General features: G+C 70.2%; 14 protein-coding genes and 2 pseudogenes. 8 read left to right on the top strand and 8 right to left on the bottom strand.

The window, feature by feature from the left end:
• Positions 1–12: 12 nt before the first annotated feature.
• From ACIA6C_RS15205 to ACIA6C_RS15215, 3 genes and pseudogenes are all read right to left on the bottom strand, one after another.
• On the bottom strand, positions 13–783 hold the full coding sequence (locus tag ACIA6C_RS15205) for a polysaccharide deacetylase family protein (protein ID WP_399275891.1): 771 nt from the start codon (positions 781–783) through the stop codon (positions 13–15).
• Positions 784–974: 191 nt separating this feature from the next.
• A pseudogene (locus ACIA6C_RS15210) lies at positions 975–1,190 on the bottom strand (IS5/IS1182 family transposase); the annotation flags it as partial.
• Between the two features lie 78 nt (positions 1,191–1,268).
• Positions 1,269–1,895, bottom strand: coding sequence for a TetR/AcrR family transcriptional regulator (locus ACIA6C_RS15215; protein ID WP_399275893.1), 627 nt, complete (start codon positions 1,893–1,895; stop codon positions 1,269–1,271).
• 99 nt (positions 1,896–1,994) lie between these two features.
• Between ACIA6C_RS15215 and ACIA6C_RS15220 the strand changes: the two genes are divergently transcribed.
• Positions 1,995–2,648 (top strand): CatB-related O-acetyltransferase, encoded by a 654-nt coding sequence (locus tag ACIA6C_RS15220; protein ID WP_399275895.1) that lies wholly within the window; start codon positions 1,995–1,997, stop codon positions 2,646–2,648.
• Positions 2,649–2,732: 84 nt separating this feature from the next.
• Positions 2,733–3,902 (top strand): macrolide family glycosyltransferase, encoded by a 1,170-nt coding sequence (locus ACIA6C_RS15225; RefSeq protein ID WP_399276249.1) that lies wholly within the window; start codon positions 2,733–2,735, stop codon positions 3,900–3,902.
• An 898-nt stretch (positions 3,903–4,800) separates the two neighbouring features.
• On the opposite strand, the gene ACIA6C_RS15230 is transcribed toward ACIA6C_RS15225, so the two are convergent.
• The gene (locus ACIA6C_RS15230) at positions 4,801–5,481 is read right to left on the bottom strand and encodes a pyridoxamine 5'-phosphate oxidase family protein (RefSeq protein WP_399275897.1); all 681 of its coding nucleotides are present in this window, start codon (positions 5,479–5,481) and stop codon (positions 4,801–4,803) included.
• Between the two features lie 234 nt (positions 5,482–5,715).
• Between ACIA6C_RS15230 and ACIA6C_RS15235 the strand changes: the two genes are divergently transcribed.
• A complete protein-coding gene (locus ACIA6C_RS15235; RefSeq protein WP_399275899.1) occupies positions 5,716–6,279 on the top strand; it encodes a hypothetical protein in 564 nt (187 codons plus the stop codon).
• Positions 6,280–7,136: 857 nt separating this feature from the next.
• On the opposite strand, the gene ACIA6C_RS15240 is transcribed toward ACIA6C_RS15235, so the two are convergent.
• Positions 7,137–15,362: a LamG-like jellyroll fold domain-containing protein gene (locus ACIA6C_RS15240; protein WP_399275901.1), complete on the bottom strand. Its 8,226-nt coding sequence runs from the start codon at positions 15,360–15,362 to the stop codon at positions 7,137–7,139.
• A 38-nt stretch (positions 15,363–15,400) separates the two neighbouring features.
• On the opposite strand from ACIA6C_RS15240, the pseudogene ACIA6C_RS15245 reads away from it, so the two are divergent.
• Positions 15,401–15,836 (top strand): annotated as a pseudogene (locus tag ACIA6C_RS15245) (hypothetical protein).
• Between the two features lie 41 nt (positions 15,837–15,877).
• On the opposite strand, the gene ACIA6C_RS15250 reads toward ACIA6C_RS15245, so the two are convergent.
• Positions 15,878–16,540 (bottom strand): DUF4232 domain-containing protein, encoded by a 663-nt coding sequence (locus ACIA6C_RS15250; RefSeq protein ID WP_399275903.1) that lies wholly within the window; start codon positions 16,538–16,540, stop codon positions 15,878–15,880.
• A 635-nt stretch (positions 16,541–17,175) separates the two neighbouring features.
• On the opposite strand from ACIA6C_RS15250, the gene ACIA6C_RS15255 reads away from it, so the two are divergent.
• A complete protein-coding gene (locus tag ACIA6C_RS15255; protein WP_399275905.1) occupies positions 17,176–17,679 on the top strand; it encodes an SMI1/KNR4 family protein in 504 nt (167 codons plus the stop codon).
• Positions 17,680–17,704: 25 nt separating this feature from the next.
• Entirely contained in the window at positions 17,705–18,109 is a 405-nt protein-coding gene (locus ACIA6C_RS15260; RefSeq protein WP_399275907.1) for a hypothetical protein, read from the top strand.
• A 15-nt stretch (positions 18,110–18,124) separates the two neighbouring features.
• On the opposite strand, the gene ACIA6C_RS15265 is transcribed toward ACIA6C_RS15260, so the two are convergent.
• Positions 18,125–18,742 (bottom strand): TetR/AcrR family transcriptional regulator, encoded by a 618-nt coding sequence (locus ACIA6C_RS15265; protein ID WP_181803289.1) that lies wholly within the window; start codon positions 18,740–18,742, stop codon positions 18,125–18,127.
• 68 nt (positions 18,743–18,810) lie between these two features.
• On the opposite strand from ACIA6C_RS15265, the gene ACIA6C_RS15270 reads away from it, so the two are divergent.
• Together ACIA6C_RS15270 and ACIA6C_RS15275 are read left to right on the top strand one after the other, a co-directional pair.
• A complete protein-coding gene (locus ACIA6C_RS15270) occupies positions 18,811–20,145 on the top strand; it encodes an alpha/beta fold hydrolase (protein WP_399275909.1) in 1,335 nt (444 codons plus the stop codon).
• Between the two features lie 121 nt (positions 20,146–20,266).
• Positions 20,267–20,890, top strand: a complete 624-nt coding sequence (locus ACIA6C_RS15275) for a hypothetical protein (protein WP_399275911.1) — start codon at positions 20,267–20,269, stop codon at positions 20,888–20,890.
• 191 nt (positions 20,891–21,081) lie between these two features.
• Here ACIA6C_RS15275 and ACIA6C_RS15280 read toward each other — a convergent pair whose 3' ends face one another.
• Positions 21,082–21,321, bottom strand: coding sequence for a hypothetical protein (locus ACIA6C_RS15280; protein ID WP_399275913.1), 240 nt, complete (start codon positions 21,319–21,321; stop codon positions 21,082–21,084).
• Positions 21,322–21,383 lie beyond the last annotated feature (62 nt).

Raw genomic sequence — 21,383 nt, forward strand, 5'->3', positions numbered from 1 at the left:
TCGCCGCCGCCGTCACGGGGCTTGCGACGCGAGGAACTCGCGCAGGTCCACGACCGCGTACTCCTCCTCCAGGACCGCGTCGATGATCCTCGGCAGGGCCTCGGCGTCGAGTACCACCCCGTCGCCCGTGCTGCTCCCGACATGCATCTGCAGGACGGCCCCGGGCTCCAGCGAGTCCACCGCCCTGCGTACCACCTCGTTCACGGTCATGCCGCCGGCCGGCCCCAGATAGCCGTTCGTGTCGTTGGTGAACTCGATCGCCGCGTAACCCAGGTCGTTGACGTCCGCAACCGAATCCTCGGTCGTAGAGCTGTACGGAAACCGGAAGAACGGCAGGGGCTCGGCCCCCGACGCCGTACGGATCGCCGTGTCCGCCGCGCGGACCTCCCGCGCCCGCTCGCGCGTGCTCAGGCCGTCGAAGTAGGGGTGGCTGTAGGAGTGGTTGCCCAGCCCGTGCCCCGCCTCGGCCATCGAGCGCACGGCCGCCCGCCGGGCCTCGGCGTACATCCCCGTGGGGAAGAACGTGGCGGGCGCCTTCCGCCGGCGCAGCTCCGCCAGGACCGCGCCCAGGCCGCTCTCGTCCCACGCGGCGTTGAAGGTGAGCGCCACCACCCTGCGGGACGTGGGCAGCCGCCGGATCTCCTGCCCGAGCAGCTCCGCCGGCGGCCGGGGACCCGCTACGGGACCGGTCCCGCGCCCCCGGGCCACCGGCGCGGCCAGAGCGTTGGGGCCGGGCACCAGCCCCGCGGCCAGCACCGCCGCCAACGCGGCACGTCGTCCCACAGTCACCACGGTCGCTCCCTGGGACACCGCGCCGCCCCGCGCGGCGCTCCCACGAGTGTGCGAGAGCAGCGGGCGAGGTCCCGCGCGGCCGTGCCGGGCAGCCGGGTGATCTCTGAGCGCCGCACCGACGGGGCCCGGTGTAGCCGATGGGCCGACGTCTGCACCGGCGCGACGCGCGCGAGGTCGGTCGCCGTGCGCCCGCCTCGAGAGTGACCCAAGGCCTCATCGGAACGATGCCCGACAGGCTGGTTGGCTCGGCCCGGGACGCGCGGCACTTCGGCACGGGCACCGGCAGCGTGCTGGTGGGCCCGGCAGGAGGAGAAGTCCACGCCGTCCATGCTCCAGTCGATCCGCCCGTCCGCAGCGGCATCGGCCTGAACGGCCCGCAGGGTCTTCTTCCAGCGCCCGCCCCGCACTACGTTCGTCGGCAGATGCGGCCCTTCTTCTCCTGTAGCTACGGCGAAACGGACATGTAGCGCAGTCGATCACACGCTCTCTTCCCGACGGATGCAGAAGGCTCCCGCGGCAGCCGCCAGGACTGTTGCCTGCGCGGCTCGTTCCGGGAGTTGCGGGTCGGGATCGGCGCGTAGGAGCACCATCTGGTGGTAGAGCGGCGCCGTGGCGGCGATCAGCAGGCTCCGCGCGTCCGTGTGCTGTGTGCCAAGTTCACCGCGCTCGATGGCGCGCTCGACGAGGATCTCGCACTGGGCGTACCGGTCCGTCCACAGCTGCGTCTGGGCCCGCGCGGCCTGTTCGGAGTGGAACGAGGCGGCCATCAGGGCGACGGCGAGCGACGGCTGTGCGACCAGGGATTCCTGGATCTCCTGGTTGAGGGCTGTCAGATCGCCGCTCAGCGAGCCGGTGTCCGGCGGCTGCCAGTCGATTTCGCCGGCAGCGGCGATGACATCGACGAGCAGGCCGCCGACATCGCGCCAACGCCGGTAGACCGTGGCGCGGTGCACTCCGGCCCGCGTCGCGACGCCCTCCATCGTGAGTCCTTCGTGACCGTGTGCAGTGAGTTCGGCGCGCACCGCATCGAGAACCTGGGCGCGGATGCGGGCGGTGCGACCGCCCGGGCGGCGGTCGGACGTCGTGTCCAGTGGTTCTGTCATCGGCAGTCAGTATCCGGTTGATCAAGGCGGCAGGGCTGTGCCAGCATCCTAATGCGACAACTGTCGCTCTGGACTCTCTGGAGAGGAACCGCCTCCGCGATGCCGCCCGTTCCCGCTGATCCCACCGTGCTCCACCCGATGCCCGAGCACCCGCGCGTGGTTCTGCTCAAGCCGCTCGTGAAGTCGCCGTTGATCGAAGTCGGTGACTTCTCCTACTACGACGATCCGGACGACCCGACCGCGTTCGAGAAGCGCAACGTCCTGTACCATTACGGCCCCGAGCTCCTCGTCATGGGCAAGTACTGCGCGCTGGGGACGGGCACCCGGTTCATCATGAACGGCGCCAACCACCGCATGGACGGGCCTTCCACTTTCCCGTTCCCCACCATGGGGGGCTCCTGGGCGGAGCACTTCGACCTGATCACCGACCTCCCCGGTCGGGGCGACACGGTCGTCGGCAACGACGTGTGGTTCGGCCACGGCGCCACGGTCATGCCCGGTGTGCGCATCGGTCACGGCGCGATCATCGCCGCCGGCGCCGTCGTCACCGGCGACGTCCCCGACTACGGCATCGTCGGCGGCAACCCCGCCCGGCTCATCCGCACCCGTTACGACGCCGCGGACATCGCCCGGCTCCTTGCCGTGGCGTGGTGGGACTGGCCCGTGCAGCACATCACCAGGCACGTACGGACGATCATGTCGGGGACCGTCGCCGACCTGGAGGAGGCCGCCGCGCAGATCGACCGGCCCTGACACCGCGTCCTCACCACTTCGCCCGCACCCGTCCGCGCCAGAAACGAGTGATCACCCGTGTCACGTCGCCGCGCCCACATCGCGATGGTCGGCATCCCCATCGTCAGCCATGTCCTGCCCAGCCTCGCGCTCATCCGCGAGCTGGTGGCTCGCGGGCACCGGGTCACCTACGCCAATGACCCGTTCGTCGCCGACCGGATCGAGTCCACCGGCGCGGAGCTGGTGCCCTGCACCTCCACGCTGCCCGTCGCGGACAACGACTGGCCCGCCGATCCCATCGCCGCGGCGAGCCTATTCCTCGACGATGCCGTCCGGGCGCTCCCGCAACTGCGTGCCATCTATGACGACGATCCGGCCGACCTGTACCTCTACGACATCGGCGCCTATGCCGCGCGCGCCCTCGCCGAAGCGCACGGCCGCCCCCTCGTGCAGCTGTCCCCGACGTTCGTCGGCTGGGACGGCTACCAAGAGGAAGTCGCGGCGCATCTGCGGAAGCTGCCGGGCGCCGACGCATACCGGGACAGGTTCGCGCGGTGGCTCGCCGACTGCGGGGCGACCACCACGGACGTGGACACGTTCTCCGGCCCGCCCGCCCGGGCCCTCGCCCTGATTCCGCGCTCGATGCAACCACATGCCGATCGAGTCGACACCGACACCGTGACCTTCGTCGGACCTTGCTTCGACAGCCGAGCGGACACGAACGGCTGGACCCGCCCGGCGGCCGCAGACCACGTGCTGCTGATCTCGCTCGGCTCGGCGTACACGCACCGGCCGGCGTTCTACCGCCAGTGCATCGCCGCCTTCGGCGGCCTGCCTGGCTGGCACGTCGTACTGCAGATCGGCAAGTACACCGACCCCGAGGAACTCGGCACCATCGCGCCCAACGTCGAGGTGCACTCCTGGGTCCCGCAGCGGGCGATCCTGGAACAGGCCGACGCCTTCGTCACCCACGCCGGCATGGGCGGCTGCGGTGAAGGGCTCCTCGCCGGCGTTCCCATGATCGCCGTGCCGCAGGGAGCCGAGCAGTTCATGAACGCGGATCGGCTCGTGGAACTCGGGGTCGCCCGCCGGGTGGACACCGCTGACGCCACCGCCGAGACCCTCCGCGCGGCGCTGAACGACCTGATCACGGATCCGGAACGTATCGCCCGGTCCAAGCAGTTGCAGGCTGCCGGTCGGGCCGAGGGCGGCACCCCGCGCGCTGCTGACCTCATCGAGAGCATCCTGGCCGCCGCCGAGGGTCCCGCGCTCTGAGCTCAGCGCTACATGGCCCCCAAACGACGGGGCCTCCGTAGGGGAGATCGGCATCTACCTCTTCCTCCTCAACAGCAGCAATCGCCTACGACGGCCCGACTTGCCTCTTCGAAATCTGCGACTCCCACGGCTTCCGGCCCCTGGCGGAACATCGTGGCGTACCGGACGCGAAGCCTCGGACGGGCTGCGAGTTGAGTTGGCCGGCTACGGCGGCCCCACGATGTACGCAAGCATCACGGAACGGCGGTCAGAACCAGGCAGTACGCTCGGTACAACCGGGCACGGCAGTTGGCCTGGATGGCCAACTCCCATGTTCACAGAGACCGAGCGAGGACCGACCGCTGCTCAGGCGCTGTGCAGGCAATGCGTTCGGCCGATCCACTGCTGTGCCAGGGGCGGGCGGTCTTGCGCGGCCGGTAGATCGTCGACGCTCGGTACCCCGCGCAGAAGCGGAACCGAGAGCGTCCCAAGTAGCCACGCCGATAGCCGACGCGGAGTGTTTCGTGCAGGCAGTACGCGGGGCAGGGTCGGTGACAAGGCCTGCACGAAGTTGGGCACCGTGCGGGGGTCGGCTGACTGTCAAGACGACGGCACTGCATTCTCGCTGCCCCCAGGCATCGGCTCAACGGTGGTCTTCCCCAACCTCCGCGATCTCAACGAGCACGCCCTGGACAGCCCCATATGTCCAAGGCGAAGGACGCGAGCGCGGGAGGGGCCTTGAGGCGGTCCCGTCACCGCAGTACCGCGGCTGCGGTTGATGCCGAGGAGAAGACCACGGCACGACCCGGCTGGCAGGGTGGCTCGACAGCGGAGGCCGTTGCCGACGATGAGGAGTCCACCGTGAGCATCCCGCGGACAGATGACAGGCCGGCCGTCCACCGGGAGGCTCTCGTGAGGGTTACCCGAGGTGCTGGTGGGCCCGCGCGACGAGGTGCGCCGGCGCCGTGATGCCTTCTGCAAGCAGGGGGTCGGGGTCCAAGGCGCCCCACACGGTGTGCAGGGGGATGACGCCTGCCCAGATTCCCAGTTCGGCGTCAGGCCCGTCGCCGTCCTCCGGCGGGCCGGTACGCACCTTCACCGATGCCTCGTCCAGGGACAGCGCGAGGACCGCGGTCGCGGCGAGCTCCTTGCGGTTGGGCCGGCGCGCATAGTCCCACTGACCAGGCGCGGTGTGCTCGGTGATAAGCCGCAGGCCCTCGAGCTTCTCCTCGGGATCGGTGACCGTCCGGGGCACCCCGTACACCATGGCGCTGCGGTAGTTGACTCCGTGTTCGAATACCGACCGGGACAGGACCAGGCCGTCGACGTGGGTCACCGTCAGGCAGATCGTGGCCTGCGGCGATGCGATCAGGCTTCGGCTGGCGACCGAGCCGTGGAAGTACAGGGTGTTCTCGTCAGCGCCGTACACGGTCGGCACCACCATCGGGGTGCCGTCGACGACGACACCGAGGTGGCACAGGAAGCCGGCTTTCAGGATGGCGTCGAGATCGGCCCGGCTGAGACTGCCCTGCTCTCGCAAGCGGCGATGGCGGGTGCGTTCCGTCTCTGGCAGGTCAGAGCTCGGCGTCTGCTCGGTCATATCGGGTCTTTCTGTCTGGACTGTCAGGGCCGCCCACCGCTGTGCCACGAGTGCCAGGACTGCCGCGTGCGGCGTTTCGCAGGCCGGGTCGCCGACCCGTCCGGCAGGTCAGAAGCGGTCCGGTGTCCGCGTAGGAGGGCGCGGAACAGGTGCAGGACATACGCCGGACAACAGCCGTCCCTGAGGCAGTTGTTGAAGAGGAGCCGGACCAGAGACTACCGAGATGCTAACTAGATGACCAGACTTACTGCTGAATTCGTTGCCAAGGCCCCATGGCGCAACGGATTACATGCCAAGCGGCTGCAGACGCGCCACTGTGCTGGCGCGAGGGCCGTTGATCGAACGCCCGCGCCGGCTCGCCGCCCGCGCCGGTCAGCCGCACCATGGACCTGCTCGCCACCAACCCCGGCGGCCTCCACCTCTTGCGGGAATCGAAGAGTGGCCGCTCAAGCAGCGCAACCGCCTCCGATTCCTCTTCCTCCACCCTGCCGCCCGCGAACCGTTCACCGACTGGGACGACCAGATCCCGCGGCTGCGTCGCCCGGCTGCGCGCTGGCCGGTACCGACCCCGACCTCGCCCAGCTCGTCGGAGAGCTCCTCCTCAAAAGCCCCGACTTCGCAGGATGTGGGAACGCTACGTCGTCCGCGGCCACCGCCCCGGCACCAAGCACTTCCACCGCCTCCCAGGTCGGCGCCCTCACCCTCGGCTGCCAGTCCGTGCAACTGGAGAACACCCCCGACCACCGCCTCGTCGCCTACTACGCCGAAACCCGCTACCCCGAACCGGTCGGCCGCTGACCGGCGCTGGGCAAGCCCAAGGGGAGCCTGGGCAAGCCGTTCCGAACACCGGCTTGCCCACACCGGCTGGGGCTCGTCGGCAGGGCGGCATCGGTCACGGCCACCGCCGGCCTTCACGGCCAGGGCGGCGTGCTGACCGATGACGCGTGACCGATGACCGGTCACGCCCAGACCGGGAGTTGCCTGGACCGGTCACGCCCAGACCGGGAGTTGCATGGACCGGTCACGGCGCTGACGTGCTGGTTGACCGATCGTGGGAGACGGGTCGGGCACGATCGGGCCCGCCGACCGGTCACGGTTCTGCTGGGCAAGCCCTCGGCCCGGAGGGCTTGCCCAGGGTCTGGATCAGGTGGCGGGATGGCTGCCGAAGTCGCGGCGCCACCCTCCGGGACGCAGCTCCTCGGAGCCGGCCGACGCCTCTTCGCCGGTCGTACACCCGGAGCCATGAGACGAGACCGACAGAACGACCCCGAGCCTGTGCCAGTTCTCCTTCAAGCGGGCCTGGGCCGGGGCCATGGCGGGTTGCCGGTGAACCGGTGCACGGCCTCCGCACCGGCCTCCGGGGCTGTCGCGGATCCAGGACCTGGCCCTCACAGCGCCCGGAGGCCGATCCGGGCCCGCCCCCTTGGCCGCGGTCAGCTGCTCGCGGCGCGGCACCAGGGCCATGTGCGGGCGGCCCGGTTCGCAGGTCCACACGGTGCCGTAACCGGCGGATTCCTGCGGTGCGTGCTACGGGGTGAAGTCCGGCTGTCCCGCCAGGTCGTCGGCCCGTTCGGCCCGGTTGGGCCCGGTTGGGGCCGGTTGGGGCCGGTGACGCCGGCCCGGCCCCCCGATGGGTCGGGGGGCCGGTCGGGGGTTCAGTTCTCCATTCCGAAGTAGTGGCCGAGGTATTCGGTGATCTCGGCCGCGTGGGGCAAGAGTTCGGGTAGGTGGGCCGCGAGGGCGTCGCGGGTGGCGGCGGCGAGGTCGGCCGAGCTGGTGGCTGCGGGTCGCACGTACGGTTCGAGGCGTTTGATCAGCTCGTAGTTGCTGGCGATGTTCTCGGTGCGCATGGCCTTCTCCAGCGGCGGCGCTCCGGGCGGCGGGACGGGGGCCAGGACCCGGCTGATGTAGGTGACGCGGTGCAGGATGCGCCAGCACGGGGGCTTGGCGGAGCTCTGACGGGTCTGGCGCAGCGCGGCCGCGTCGGGCGCGTTGCTCCCCTGCAGCCAGGTCGGGTCGACCACCTTGTGGTAGAAGTCGTCGAAGTTGGCGCTGGTCTCGCCCAGGTAGAAGGTGAGGAAGCGGTAGGCGTCGACCTTGCCCGGCACGAGGACCGGCTTGCCCGCGGCGTCGTACAGGGGCTTGCCACTGCTGTCCCGGCGTTGCAGGTCGTTCGACGGCGCGCACTGGACGTCGAGGCCGAAGCTGCGGGAGGACTCCTTGCTCTTGGCCCGGGTGGTGCTGAAGCCGCCGCCGCGGGATGCGTCGAGGTGGAAGGCCCAGCCGAGGCCGAGGGCGCCGAAGCTCAGGTCGAAGTTGCCGCCGTAGGAGTAGGTGAAGTTGTACGAGCCGGAGGTGGTCTCGCTGACGGCGTCGGTGGCCTCGGTGGTTTCAGCGAAGAAGCCACCCTGGGCGGTCCAGACGTAGGTGTTGACCAGGTCCCGGTGGGAGAAGCCGGTGGCGGCGGCGCTGCCGGTGGTGGAGCGGGCGCTGTCCTGCTGCTCGGCAGACATGCCCATCGAGCGCAGGACCGCCTTGGCCTGGGTCTCGGCCGGCTCGGTGCCCGAGTTGTGGCCGACGTCGGTCGAGATCGACTCGTAGAGTGCTTGCAGCCGCTGTTGGTCGCGGGTGATGCGGCGCTTGAGCGCGTAGGCGTCGCGCGGCTTGAAGTAGCTGTACTCGCCGTAGGTCGTGGCGGTGGGGTAGTCGGGGTCGGTGACCTTGCCGAAGGCGTCGAAGCCGACCGAGCCGTCCAGGGTGCCCTGCTTGGTGTAGCGGGGGTTGATCGGGAAGTGGATGATGTTCCAGTCCAGCGGGATGTCCGGGTTGGGCAGCATCCGGTAGGCGACCAGGGCGCCGGTGTGCGCCAGGCGCAGCGCGAAGACGTCGGCGGTCTGCGACTGCACCAGCGCCATGCCGGTGTTGGCGGGCACGTACCGGGGGCCGATGTCGGAGTTCAGTACGTTGGCGGCGTCCTCGGTGTACCCGGTCAGCTCCAGCTTGGTCTTGCGGCCGGTGTTCTTGCCCTGGCTGACGGTGGTGTCCTCGCTCCAGGTGTTGGAGAACTCCAGGCCGGCCGTCACGGCCATCTTGAGCTGGCCTTCGGCCAGCGGGCTGGCGGTGCCGAAGCCGAGGGGCGCGGCGACCGTCATGACGTCGGCGACGGTCTCGAGGCCGAAGGAGACGTTGAAGGCGGTGTTGGTGCTGCGGGTCTTGCTGGCGGACAGGCTGTGCACCACCTGGTCGGCCTCGGCGAACTCCACCGAGGAGGCGGCGGGGAAGCCGTCGGGCTTGCCGGTGAGGTTCTCCGACGGCACCGGCGGGGCGCCCTCGATGTAGCCCATCAGCTGCGGGTCGAACTGGGCCTGACCGACCCATTCGGTGGTCAGGTCGCCCACCTTGTACCCGGTGACCAGGTGCCAGCGGCCGTCGCGGACGAAGCCGTAGCAGCGCTTGAGCACGCCCAGCGTCTCGCCCTTGGCGTCGAACTGGAGGTCGGCGTACTCGCAGGCGGCGGGAGCGCCGGAGACGGTGTCGTGGAACGGGGTGCGGACGTCGGCGAGCGCCGAGCGGACCTGGGCGGTGTCGGTGGACACCGGCGCGGTGGAGAGCAGGATGCGGGGCCGCTTCGTGGAGAACGCCAGGTTGTTGCCGCGCAGGCCCTCGTCGCGCACCGAGGTGGTGGTGGCGGCGGTGGAGTCCCGGTCGAAGGTCCAGTAGCCGAGCAGGTCCTGCTTGTCGCCGCGCAGGCGGGTGAAGAGGTTGTCCAGGATCTGCTCCCGGGTGCGCACGGTGCGCCAGATCCGCACCTCCTCCAGCGTGCCGGTCAGCAGTTCGGTGGGCTTGCCCCCCTCCAGCCGGGCGCCGAGGGTGAGCTGCGGGTCGCCGTAGGGCAGGAGGTCCGCCGGGGTCGGGGCGGTGGTGGCGAGCAGCGGCTCGCCGTTGCGGTACAGCCGCAGCGGGCTGGCCGCCGGGTCGACGTCGCGGGTCCAGCGGGCGCCGCGCAGCTTGGCGGGGAAGGAGCCGGAGACGTCCAGGGTGGTGTTGCCGGCATTCTCGTTGAAGGGCCAGCGCGCCAGCAGCCCCTTCTCGCGCACGGCGACCGGCAGGCCGATCTGGTTGAACGTCCGCGCGGAGCTCCACAGCCGCACCTCGCACAGGACGCCGTTCACGCCCCGGCCGATCTCCAGGTCGCTGCTGTTGGACTGCGCGCCCGGGCCGCCGTAGACGTAGGTGCCGGCCAGCCCGCCGTCGAGGTAGAAGCGGATGTCCTGCTCGGGCTGGCCGGCGCTGGCCGCCTGGGTGCCGGTGGCGGCGGACACCTCGGCCTTGCGGCGCTGCCGCACCACGCTGATCCGCTGGAAGGCGCCGGGCTTGACCGCCCGGTCGGAGGCGTACCGGACGGGGTTTCCGTCGGCCTCGGCGAAGGCGAACTCCACCCGGCCGTCGGCCAGGATGCCCAGCTGGTAGGGGACGCCCTCCCGGCCGCCGTTGACGGCCGAGCCCTTGGCGACCAGCGCCATCGGCGCGCCCACCTTGTCGACCTGGACGAACGCCTCGATGGTGAGGTCCTCCAGGACGTTCAGCGAGTCCTGCGAGGCCACCGACAGACCCTCGCCGCCGTCCAGGCGCAGTGCCCAGGCCTGGGTGAAGGTCGCGGCGAGGTGCGCCCACTCGTTGCACGGGAAACGGTCGGCCGACCGCAGCACCCGGTCGCCGACCCGGGCGACCACCTGGTAGCCCTTGATCGGCGAGGCCGGGCTGTTCGGCTCGTTGAAGGTCCAGTAGCCGAGCAGTTCGGGCTCCCGGCCGGACAGCCGCTGGTTCCGCTCGGTGGAGATCTCGTGGGTGGTGCGGGCCCGTCCGAAGACCCGGACCTCGTCGATCTGGCCGTCCAAGTAGTCGCCGGTGAAAGGCTGGTGTCCGAGAATCAGCGGCCCGCTGCCGGCGTAGTTGCCGGTGGCGGTGCCGCGGTGGACCTGGGTTCCGTCCCGGTAGATGAGCTGCTCGCGGGTGGCGTGCTTGTAGACCACGGCCCAGTGGTGCCATCCCAGGTCCGGGTAGGACTGGGGGGTGGTCAGGTCGTCCCCGAACAGCGCGAAGGTGAAGGTGTCGTCGGGCGAGAAGTGCAGGTGCAGGGTCTTGTCCTTGGCTCCGGACATGACGCCGTGGGCGAGCAGTGGTTCCCGGCGGCCGCGGGCCTGGTTGCGCTTGGCCCACAGCTCGATGGTGAAGTCCCGGCCCGCGAGGTCGAGCGAGTTGGTCAGCTCGACCTTGGTGGTGCCGGTGAACTGCCGCGCCGGGAGGTCCACGGCGGCCAGCGCCAGCGAGTATGCCGACCCGTCCGTCCGGCCGTGGATGACCCGGCCCTGTCCGGCCTCGGGGTTGACCCAGGCCTCCAGGGTCAGGTCGCCGGCGGGGACGGCGTTCTTCTGCTGGGCGGTGGGCAGCGTCAGGTACTGGTCCTTGCCGTCGAACAGGAAGGCACGGCCGGGCATCTCGGCCCGCCAGCGGCAGCCGCGGCCGCCGGTCACCGGTACGGCCGTGCCGTTGGACACGGAGGTGGCGCCGCCGGTGTTCAGGGTGATCAGCCGGGAGCCTGCGGAGAGCAGGACCCCCACGCGGGTGGACTCGGCACGGGCCCAGTCGTAGCCGACCACGGTGACCGTGTCGCCCGGCTTGATCGCCGTGCCCGCGGTGGTGAGGCTCAGCGTCTTGGCGCCGACCGGGGCTTCGGCGGACGCGGCGTACCCGTTGGCGCCGATCTGCAGGTGGGCCTTGCCCGCGACCGCGACGGTGGTGGCCGCGGTGAACTCCACGGTGCTGCCGGTCACCTGGGCGACGGTGCCGACCGTGACCGCCTGGCCGGACTGCCCGGCCAGTGCGGCGGCCATCTGCTCGGCCTTGCGCGGCAGCGAGCGCCAGGTCTCGGTGTCGCCGCCGACGGTGATGGTCAGGTCGCAGCGGCCGGGGGCGTCGCCGTCGGACACCTTGATGGTGCAGGAGTCCAGCAGGACGCCCGGGTCGCGGGCGAGGAAGCCGAGCGTGCCGCCGTTGCCGGTCAGCCTCTGGGTGCCGCGAGTGACGGCGGTGTCGTAGTAGACGGCGAAGAACTGCTCGTTGGCGCCGCGGAAGTACAGCACGACGGTGCCGGTGCCGCTGTCGAGCAGCGCGGGCCGGTCGGTGCCGCGGGCGAATTCGAGCAGGCCGCCGGAGAGGCTGAGCCCGGTGGTGTCCACGGAGATCAGCGGCATGGCCACGGTCAGGTCGTCGTCACCCTGCAGGGCGGTAGACAGACGGGCCAGCTTCTCCTGGGCGTCCTTGAGCTCCGCCTGCTTGCCGATCAGCTTGAGCTCGAGCTCCTTGACGAGCTGCACGGCCGTCTTCGCCTCCTGGAGGCGCTGGCGCGCATTGTCCATCTCCTGCTTGGCCTGCGGGTACGTCGTGTCCAGCCCCGAGCGCAGTGAGACGCGCACCATCTTGATCAAGCCGGAGTCGCCGGTGAGGCACTCGCTCGACTGGACCGGGATGGGGGCCGGGAACGAGGCGGGCGAGCCCAGCGCGAGCTTGCTGCCCCGGTTGACGATGCGGGTGTACTCGCCCTCGGCGGTCAGCTGGAACTGGGCGAAGGGGTTGCCCGGTTCGCGGACGATCGCGTCCAGCACACTGTTCTGCGCCGACGCGTTGTTGCGGATGTGCAGGTCGAGGTTGCTTGAGTTGTTGCCGACCAGCCAGTAGTAGGGCTTCCCGTTCTGGCTCTCGCCGGTTTCCTCCAGCCGCCAGGTCGTGCGGATGGGGCCGAGAGCGACGATGACCGACGTGTGGGAGGGGGTGTTGAAGTACCGCACCACCTGGCCGTTGGAATCGCGCGGGACCTTGACTTCCAGGGCGTAGTACCAGGCGGTCGGCACGTCCTTCTCGGCGAGGTACTGCCGCTCCAGCCGCTCGAACCCCGGCAGCAGCCGGTCGTGCTCGCCCTGCCAGTAGTCGACCTGGCCGGCCGTGGCCTTGAGCCGGTCGATCTCCACCGGCAGGGCGGCGACCTCCGGCTCCAGCTGCCGGATCAACTGCTGCAGAGCGCTGACCTGTTCGGAGTCCTGGCCCTTCACCGGCCGCCGGAGCACCGCCGGGTCCAGCACGTCGGGCACCTGGGCGAGCCGGCCGTCGCGGCCGACGGCGAAGTCCAGGCTCACCAGGGCCGGCTCCTGGCCGTACTTGGCGGCGAACGCGAGCATCACCCGGGCCTGCCGCTTGGCGGGCTTGGGGTCGGGCCGGTAGCCGGCCGAGACGCTCTCCTGCTGGTGGTAGATCACGGCGGACATGCCGGACTCGACCGTGCGCCCCTTGAGGACGAAGCTGTCGCGGCGCACCCCGGGGTGGTCGCCCACCGGGGCGTCCGAGCCGGTCCACTTCGCGTCGCCCTTGAGTGCGCCGTGCAGGGCCCGGTCGCTCTGGTCGTAGGCGGTGACACCCGAGCCCTCGTCGAACCGGTAGTAGGCGACCAGGCCTGCCTCGTTGCCGACCAGGCGGTGGTTCAGGTCGTCCGCGAGCTCGGCGGCGGACCGGACCCGGTTCCACACCCGCACCTCGTCGACGGCGCCCTCGAAGAGCTCGGCGGTGGTGCCGGAGACCTGCTTGCCGATCAGGGTGTTCACGCCCGTGGCCGGCGTGAACGGCAGCGCTCCGCTGCCGGACAGCTTTCCGTTGACGTACAGCTTCGCGGTCGTCCCGTCGAAGGTGGCCGCGATGTGCGTGTAGACGTCCTTGGGGATGGTCTCGGTGGAGACGACCGCCGTTGCGGCCCCCTCGTGCGCCAGGCGCAGTGACCCGCCGGCGTCCAGGCCGAGCCGGTACTCCCCGCCCCGGGACAGCACCGGCCGGTCGTACGCGGTCGGCTTGATCCACGCCTCGATCGAGTACGCCCTGCCGCCGAAGCGCAGCGCCGCCGGGTCGCCCAGGTCGACGTGCGCGTCGTTGGCACCGGTCAGGCCCAGGGCGGTCTCCGCATGCCCCTCGGTGCTGGTCACCGGCACCAGGTCCTGGTTGGTGAACGGGCAGGTTCCCGGGCTGCGTTCGAACACCGCGTCCCGGTAGACCGGGTCCGGGCTGGTGTAGAAACGCGTGCCCTGGGTGTTGAACAGCCCCTGGACGCCCTGCTCGACGCTGAAGCTGTCGATCCTTCCGGTGGCGTCGTTGTGGGCGAACAGCTGCCAGCGCCGCGCGCTGCTGACCGCGGTGGGCACCAGCACAGCCGCGAACCGGCCCTGGGTCAGGTTGCGGACGAACGACAGCTCCTGGGTCGGCTCGTAGAACGGCCGGCCCTCCATGTCCTCGGTGCCCAGGGTGTCCTTGGCCGAGGCGGGACGGGTGGCGTGCCGGCTGCGCTTGTAGCGCACCTCCAGCACCGGCTTGAGCTTTCCGTCGACCAGCAGGAAGCGGTCGCACAGCAGGGTGTCGCGCACCAGCGGCACCTTCTTGGTGCCGCTCAGCACGTAGTCGGTGCGGGAGGCGTTCGCGGAGCAGCCGCCGCCGGTCAGCTTGTACACCGCGTCAGGGTGCGTCTCGCCGATCGACTGCCGCAGCACCACCACGTACGTGCCGTCCGACACCACGTGGAACGGGGCGTCCGCGGTCAGTCGCGCGGTCGTGGACAGGTACGGGTCGATCTCGCTGTCCAGCGGCCGCTCGTCGACCGCCGCCTCGGCCCCGCCCCGCTTGACCGTCGGCATCGCCGTCGCCCCGACCACGGCGAACCCCACCTCGGCCAGCTCCCGGGGCAGGACCAGCTCGGCGGGGTTGTCGCTCCAGTACGCGGCGTCCGCGTCCCCCTTGGACTGCTGGCCGGCCAGGTCTAACACGGAGTAGACGATCCGCCGGGCCGAGTCCATCGCGAAAGCGATGGTCGTGCCCTGGTGCCGGGCCATCGTCACATGCCGGTACGACCGGTCTCCGTAGACCTTCAGCAAGGATTCCTGAGGTGCCACTGTTCCCCTCCCACACACGGAACGCCGCTCCTGTTCTCTCCCGCCCGGAGCGGCGATGGACGTACCCCTGGCGGGACGTCGGCCAGTCTGGCATCTGCGGATATCCCGTGAAGAGAATGCGAAAAATGCCTCTCTGCCTATGACTTGATCAGCCATCAGTTGGCCGGACTTCGATGGCAGGACCGCCGCCCGGGAGCGCTGATTCCCAATCCAGGCACCCAGCTTGTGCTCCCGCTCCTCCTGGTCCTCGCCGACGATCCGCTCGACGTGCTTCCTCGGGACCTGGAGGTGCCCCTGGCGCTCGTAGAACTGCTTGGCGGCCTCGTAGTTCAAGGCCCACTTGTCGGCCTGCGTACGGCGCTTGGGCTTCTCGTCCTCGCTCGCGGGCTCGATCCCGAGGACCTGCTCGCACATCCACTGCTGCACGGCCGTGAGCTCGTCCCACCCGAGCCGCACCGACTGCACCCACCGCCCGAGATCCTCACCCTGGCGTACGACGTCGCCCGCCCCGGTGGGCAGCGCCTCAGCGGCGTCCAGGTGCATCCGGACCAGGTGGAAGCACCGCTGCCACGTCACCGGCCACGACGGGCACCAGGACGCGTCGATCTCCTCCAGCTGCTCGCGCCGCTCGTCCGACAGCGCCCCGGCCGACGACTCCACCGGCAGCCCCTCCGCGCGCCGCTGCTCGTTCTCCTGCGCCTTGCGGGCGGCGGCCCGCGCGTTCTTGAGGAAGATGCCCACCTTCGCGCCCTGGAAGGTGGCGTCCAGCGGGGCCAGGAGGTGCCCGTGTTCGGCCGCCCACCCGCGCGCGGCGGACAGACCTTCCTCCCACGCGACGTCGTAGTGCGACCAGATCATGCCGAGCTTCTCCAGCTGCACGACGCGGTCCTCGTCCATGTCCCGCGGGCGTAGAACCGGCGTGCGTCGGCGGTCCACTGCCCGAGCGGGAACCCGGCGAGCGAGGCCGGCCACCCCGCGCCTTCCGCCTCCTGGCCCTCGACGGCGGCGGGCACCCGGAACGTGAACGGCACGCGGAGGTCACCGTCCTCCTCATCGGTGTCTGGGCGGACGGCGCGCTTCACTTCTGCACGAGCGCAAGGCCGAGAACCTCCGCGGCAATCCGAACGTCGCGCTCACCACCGGAAGCAACTCCCTCCACGGGGGCCTTGACCTGGTCGTCGAGGGCGAGGCAGTGAGGTGACCGACGCCGGACGGTTGCGTGCGCTCGCCGCGGAATGGCACTTCGACGTCGGCGACGGCGTCTTCGTCAACCCCGGTGCCGGGGAGGCGGTGGTCTTCGCGGTCGCCCTGCGCACGGTCTTCGGCTTCGGCAAGGCCCCGTACAGCCAGACCCGCTGGCGCTTCGCCTGAGCTTCGGCGCCGGGCGGGTCCAGGGCACGCGCGACACAGCGCTAGAGGCTGAGAGCGTCCTCGGCGTTGTCCATCCAGGCCGTCACGGAGTTCTTGTCGGGCGAGACGTACAGACCGGGAGTCGACGCCTTCAGCGGGGTCTGCTCCAGGTCCGACTCCGTGTTCATGGTCAGCCCGATCGAGTTGACGGTCTTGCCCTTGCCGTCGTTGGCGCCGCCCATCAGCCCAGCGTACGCTGACTCCCCCGGGTCGAGCCTGATCGCGTCCTCGATGCCGGGAGCCGTGCCGCGCTCGGTGGCCTGGCCGGCCAGGTCCCCGAAGGCCACGATCGGATGCCCCAGTGCCCTGCAGGCCTTGGTGCCCTTGTTGGTGATCTTCAGCAGGTAGCTGCTCGTCGTGGGCTCCGCCAGGGTCGCGGTGAACTTCACGTCGAACGTGCTGCACGGGAAGACGTCGAAGCCGGGATCGGTGGAGGGCTTCGTCGGCTTCGGCAGCTTCGCCGGCTTCGACGTCGTCGACGGCTTGGCCGACGCGGTCGGCTTGGCCGGCGTCGGCGGTGCGGCCGGCGTGGCGGACTTCGCCGGGCTCGCGGTCGACCCGCCGGCCCCGCCGCCCGCGGTGTCCTCGGAGGGTCCACAGGCAGTCAGGGCGGCCAGTGCGGATACGGCGGCGAGGACGGCAGCGGCTCTGCGTACGGTGCTCATGGTGTGGTTCCCCCCGATGAGAAGCGCGATGTGCGCCGGCTGGACTGGGCCCGAGGATTCGAGCTGAGCACCAGCGTCCCGCAGAACCTTCACAGGTTGGTGACGGTGTGTTGCCGAGTCCACCACGATTGCCTTGGCGCGCCGCGCCTGCGGCGTGAGCCAGCGCCGCCTCAGGCAACGTTCGCCCCTCCTCGTGTGCTGTTCGTGAGGGCCGGTGCTCAGGTCCGGGGAGCGATCTCTTGGAGGTCGTCGACGGTGCCGGACATGATGGCCCGGATCTGTGCGGTGAGGTGCTCTGCGGGCCAGTTCCACAAGGCGAGGTCGAGAGACGGGCGATGTCGTCCTTGTGGCGGGTGCGGATGAGTGCGGCCGAATTGCCACCGACGGTGCCCCCTGGCCGACACGGTCGCCGCCGCTCTCACGCTCGCCACGAGCAGCCGCTGATCCCCACCGCACCACCACCGAGGAGGAATCATGATGGAACGCGTGTACCTCAACAACCGCAGCGGCGAGCGCCGCATCCACGTCAAGTTCGACGGAGCCGTCCTGGTGAAGGTCTCGGCTATGTGGAGTCCTACGGTGCCGGATGACATCGCGACACCCCGTTGCCGGTGCCCGCTGCGAGGATCACCGGCATGGAGATCAAACATGTCGACTGGCGGAACTTTCTGGCCCGGTGGAGCGAGGAGTGGGCGGACGCGCACGGTGACGTTGAAGAGCTGAGCCCCGACGACGTCGCAGCATGGCAGGGCAGATGGCTCGGCGTCGATCCGGCCACCGAGGCAGACATCGCTGCGATGGAGAACCGGCTCGGCCGCGCGATGCCGCCCTCCTACCGCGAGTTCCTGCGGGTCAGCGACGGCTGGCGGCACGCCGGCGCCTTCGTCTGGAAACTGGCCTGCACCCGCGAGGCGCACTGGCACGACGACGCGATGGGCCTCGGCGAGGATTTCGACGAATTCTGGGGCGAGGAGGACAACCCCGAGGAAGTGCGGGCGCAGGTGGGCCTGTGGTCCCAGGCGCTGCAACTGGACGTCGAGTCGGACATCACCTTCGTGCTACTCGACCCGCAGGACGTGGGACCGGACGGCGAGTGGGCGGTGCGGGTGTGGGCTTCCTGGCGGGCCGGGGGGGCTTGAGCGGTATCCGTCGTTCGCGGCGTTCATGGTCGCCATGCACCAGGAGTTCCACGCGCACGCGCCCGGCCGGGACGGCGAGGACGGCCCCGCATTCGTCAACGGGACGACCCGGGCCCAGGACGCGTATGGAACCCCCTGCAAGCACGAACACGCCTGCATCCGCTGCCCCGTCCTCCAGATGGATCCCCGCCAGAGACCACGCCTCATCGAGATCATCCAGAACCTCCGAGAGCGCATCCGCGAAGCCCGCGCCAACGGCTGGCTCGGCGAGGTCGAGGGACTCCAGGTCAGCTTCGACGCTGCGATGGCCAAGCTCAACAGCCTCAAGCGATCTCCGGCCGATGGTCGGCCGCAGCTGGTCGACCTTGGCATGCCGGTCTTCACCGACCACGCACCCTCGTCCCGCCAGGGACCGGGAGGGCCCCGATAACCAGCACTGATCCTGTCAATGAGCGAGTTCTGCTTGGCGAAGACTGCGGAACACCGCCGGGGTCGTCCATCCGCGCAACGTGGCGTGAATCGCCGAGCGGAATGCGGCCTCGGCCGTCGCGGCGTCGAAGGCCCCAGCCAGTTCAAGAGTCACCAGCCCGTGGAGGGTGGCCCAGATCGACAGGGCGATCGACGTTGCCTCGCCGACGAGGACGGACGCTGTCACGGCGCGATCGATCGCCGCGAGGAGCGGACGGATCGGGTCACTGGCACCGACCTCCCCCGACGGGTCGAAGGACTGCACACCACCGAACAGCACCGTGTACAGGTGGCTGTGTCCTCGCCCCCAGCGACGGTAGGCGACGGCCAGCGCGTAGAGGTCGGCGAGCGGGTCCGCGGAGGTCTGCACCGCCGACACGTCCTGGAACAGGCCGGCGACGGCTCTGTCGCGCACCGCACCGATCAGCCCATCCTTACCCCCGAACAGGGAGTACACCGCCGTCGTCGACGCCTCGGCGGCAGCCGCCACAGCGCGGACCGTGAGCGACTCCCGCGGACGGGTGGCGAGCATCTCGGTCGCGCACTCTACAAGCCGCTCTTTGACGGCCTCGTCGTTTGTTCTCGGCCTACCCACGGCCAGCAGCCTACCCCCTCTGATAGCGTCGTTTTGAAACACCGTTCTCAAACTGCCGGAGGTCCGCCATGCCTACGTCCGCCATACGTCTCGTCCGCTTCACCGGACGCTTACTGCTGGCCCTGGCCGCCGTCACGACGCTGGTCGTCGTCTTTCTCGCACTGATCGCCCTCACAGATGGAGCAGGCTCGGGGCTCGCCGCATGGTTGACGACCCTTGGAGTCGGAGCTGTCCTGGCGATGTGGCTGGGGCGGCGCCGCACTTGGCCGGCGCGGCTCGTGCCGTTCCTGCCGGTGGTTGTCGCGGCGGCATTGACGGCGTCGGTCTGTATCCCGACCGTGCCGACGGCCCGGCGATACCCGCCCGCCCTGCCGTTCGTGACCACGCAGCATTGGAGCCTGGCCACAGGCAGCCGGGTAGCGGTGTACCACTACCCGCCCGCGAACCCCGGCACCCGGCATCCCATCCCGCTCGTGTACCTCAACGGCGGACCGGTCCGCGGCATCTCGGTGCTCGACCACCGGTTCCTGCAACTCCTGGCACGCCAGGGCTACGACGTCTACGCCTACGAACAGGCCGGTGGCGGACGAAGCGACCTGCTCCCTATGAGCCAGTACACGATCTCCAGGCCGGTCCGCGACCTCGCAGCCTTCGTCGACCGCCTGAACAAGGGCAAGGTCGACATCCTCGGATTCTCCTCAGGCGGGGCCGTGCTCACCCGAGCCCTGGCTGACCCGAGCGTCGCCGCACGCTTGCATCGGGCGATCATCGCTGAGCCCGGCCCCATGGACGGCCCCACCGCCCGCATCGCCGGGCACAAGGGCCGAAAATCCGCACGGGGCATCGCGCCGGCCATGACCGGACCGCGATCGACGCACGTCCCCCGGTACGCCGTGGCGTTCGGCCTTATGCGACTCGGACTCCTCACCCCCGACACCGGACTGATCGGACAGGCCGAAGGCGACAATGCCTTCACCGCCGCAGACCTCGGCAGCGACACCGCGTCCGCCTACTGCGCTCGCGACGCGCACCGCATCCCCGCCGAGGACACCGCCCAGAACTTCTCCTTCAGCCCCGCCGCCAGCCTCCGCATCCAGCAGACGGTCAAGGACTCCCCCTCCATCGCCTCGAAGCTGAGGCGCTCCCGGACTCCCGCGATGTTGATGATCGCCGAGTGCTCCTCCCAGGTCCGTCAATGGGAGACCACCGTCCTTGCCAATGACCCGGCCATCCAGCGCACGCAGTACATGCCCGGAGTCGGACACCACATGTGGAACGGCCTCGACGACAACAACGACCGGGCCGTCGCCGTCATCACTGCGTTCCTTCAGGGCAAGCCAGCACCTCTGCCGAACTCCCCGACCCGCGACGAGATCCCTACTTTCCTGCGCGACCACAAATGAAGACGTTTCAGCCCGGAACCGGCAACGGCGCGGGAGGAGAGAGACCTCGAAGCCGCCCCGGCCCTGCGGCATGTACAGCCAAGGGCGATCTCTTAGTCCGGAAAAGGTCAGCGACTACCGGATGATCCTCGTCGAAGGCGTAGCCTCGGGCGAGCTGCCCGCGCTGCTCGGCTCATCGCCCGGCACGGAGCTCTCCCCGCCCCTGCGGCAGTGGGATGTTACCAGGCACCATCGATCCGGCCGGCAGGTCTTCTCCAGCTACGACGACAAGGCGCTTCTCAGCGTCGGACGGGCCGGATCGGGCTGGAGTTTCGCCTTCGAACAGGACCCTTCCGCAGGATTCGACACCGCGCGCTTCGTCTCTCCCGCGCCGGCCGCCTCGGCCGGCGGAGGGTGGGCGATCGTGATCTGGCACGAGTGGCGCCAGGGCATCCCGCCCTTCCACGTGTCGGCCGCCAAGGGTGGCACCCTGCGCTACGCGTTCACCGTGCGCGCCGGGACGCTCGAAGCCACCGTCGGCGACGTACCTGCCGAACTGACCTCGCCCACCCCCGGGTTCGATGCCCCCGACGGGGACGGTCAGGCCGCGGCGGCAGCCCGCGTCCTGGCCGCCATCGCCCGCCTCCACGGTGTCACCCTGCCCCGCCTCGCCCTCACCGAGGGCCGGCTGCACACCTTCGAGTCGCCCTCCTGGAGCCGCCCTCCCGGCCCCGGAGAGACGTACATGATGATCAGCATCAGCTAACCCCGCTGGCCCCCGCCTCGGGACTGGTTGGACCAACAGAACAGTGGGTGGCGGCAGTGATGATTCCGCTTGTCGGTCTCGTAGATACAACCAGTTGCGAGAACTGCTCTGAACCGCTTGTGTGTGCCGCCGGTACACACAAGCCGTACACGTCAAGCGCTGTCGGTCATGATGTCTCCATGTTGCAGCGGTCAGCGGTGCCGACGGCGCAGGAACGCGAAGGCCGCGACGATCGCGGCGGCGGCGAGGGCCAGCACGAGCGCACTCTCGAGCAGTTGCAGCGGCCAGAAGTGGGACTCGGGGTGATAGCGGGTCCCGATGAAGTCGACCGGACCGGAAATGTCCCCCCCGCCCCCGCGCGCGGGCTCTTCGAGGGTGGGCCAGAACCAGGGGAGGATCAGGACGAGGGCCGCCGTGACGATCCCGGCCATGGTGACGGCCGCGGCCAGGGCGGGTACGCGCGTCCGATCAGCAGGCCGGCCATGGCGCCGCC

The sequence above is a fragment of the Streptomyces sp. NPDC051578 genome (assembly GCF_044454045.1).
Classification (GTDB): Bacteria; Actinomycetota; Actinomycetes; order Streptomycetales; family Streptomycetaceae; genus Streptomyces.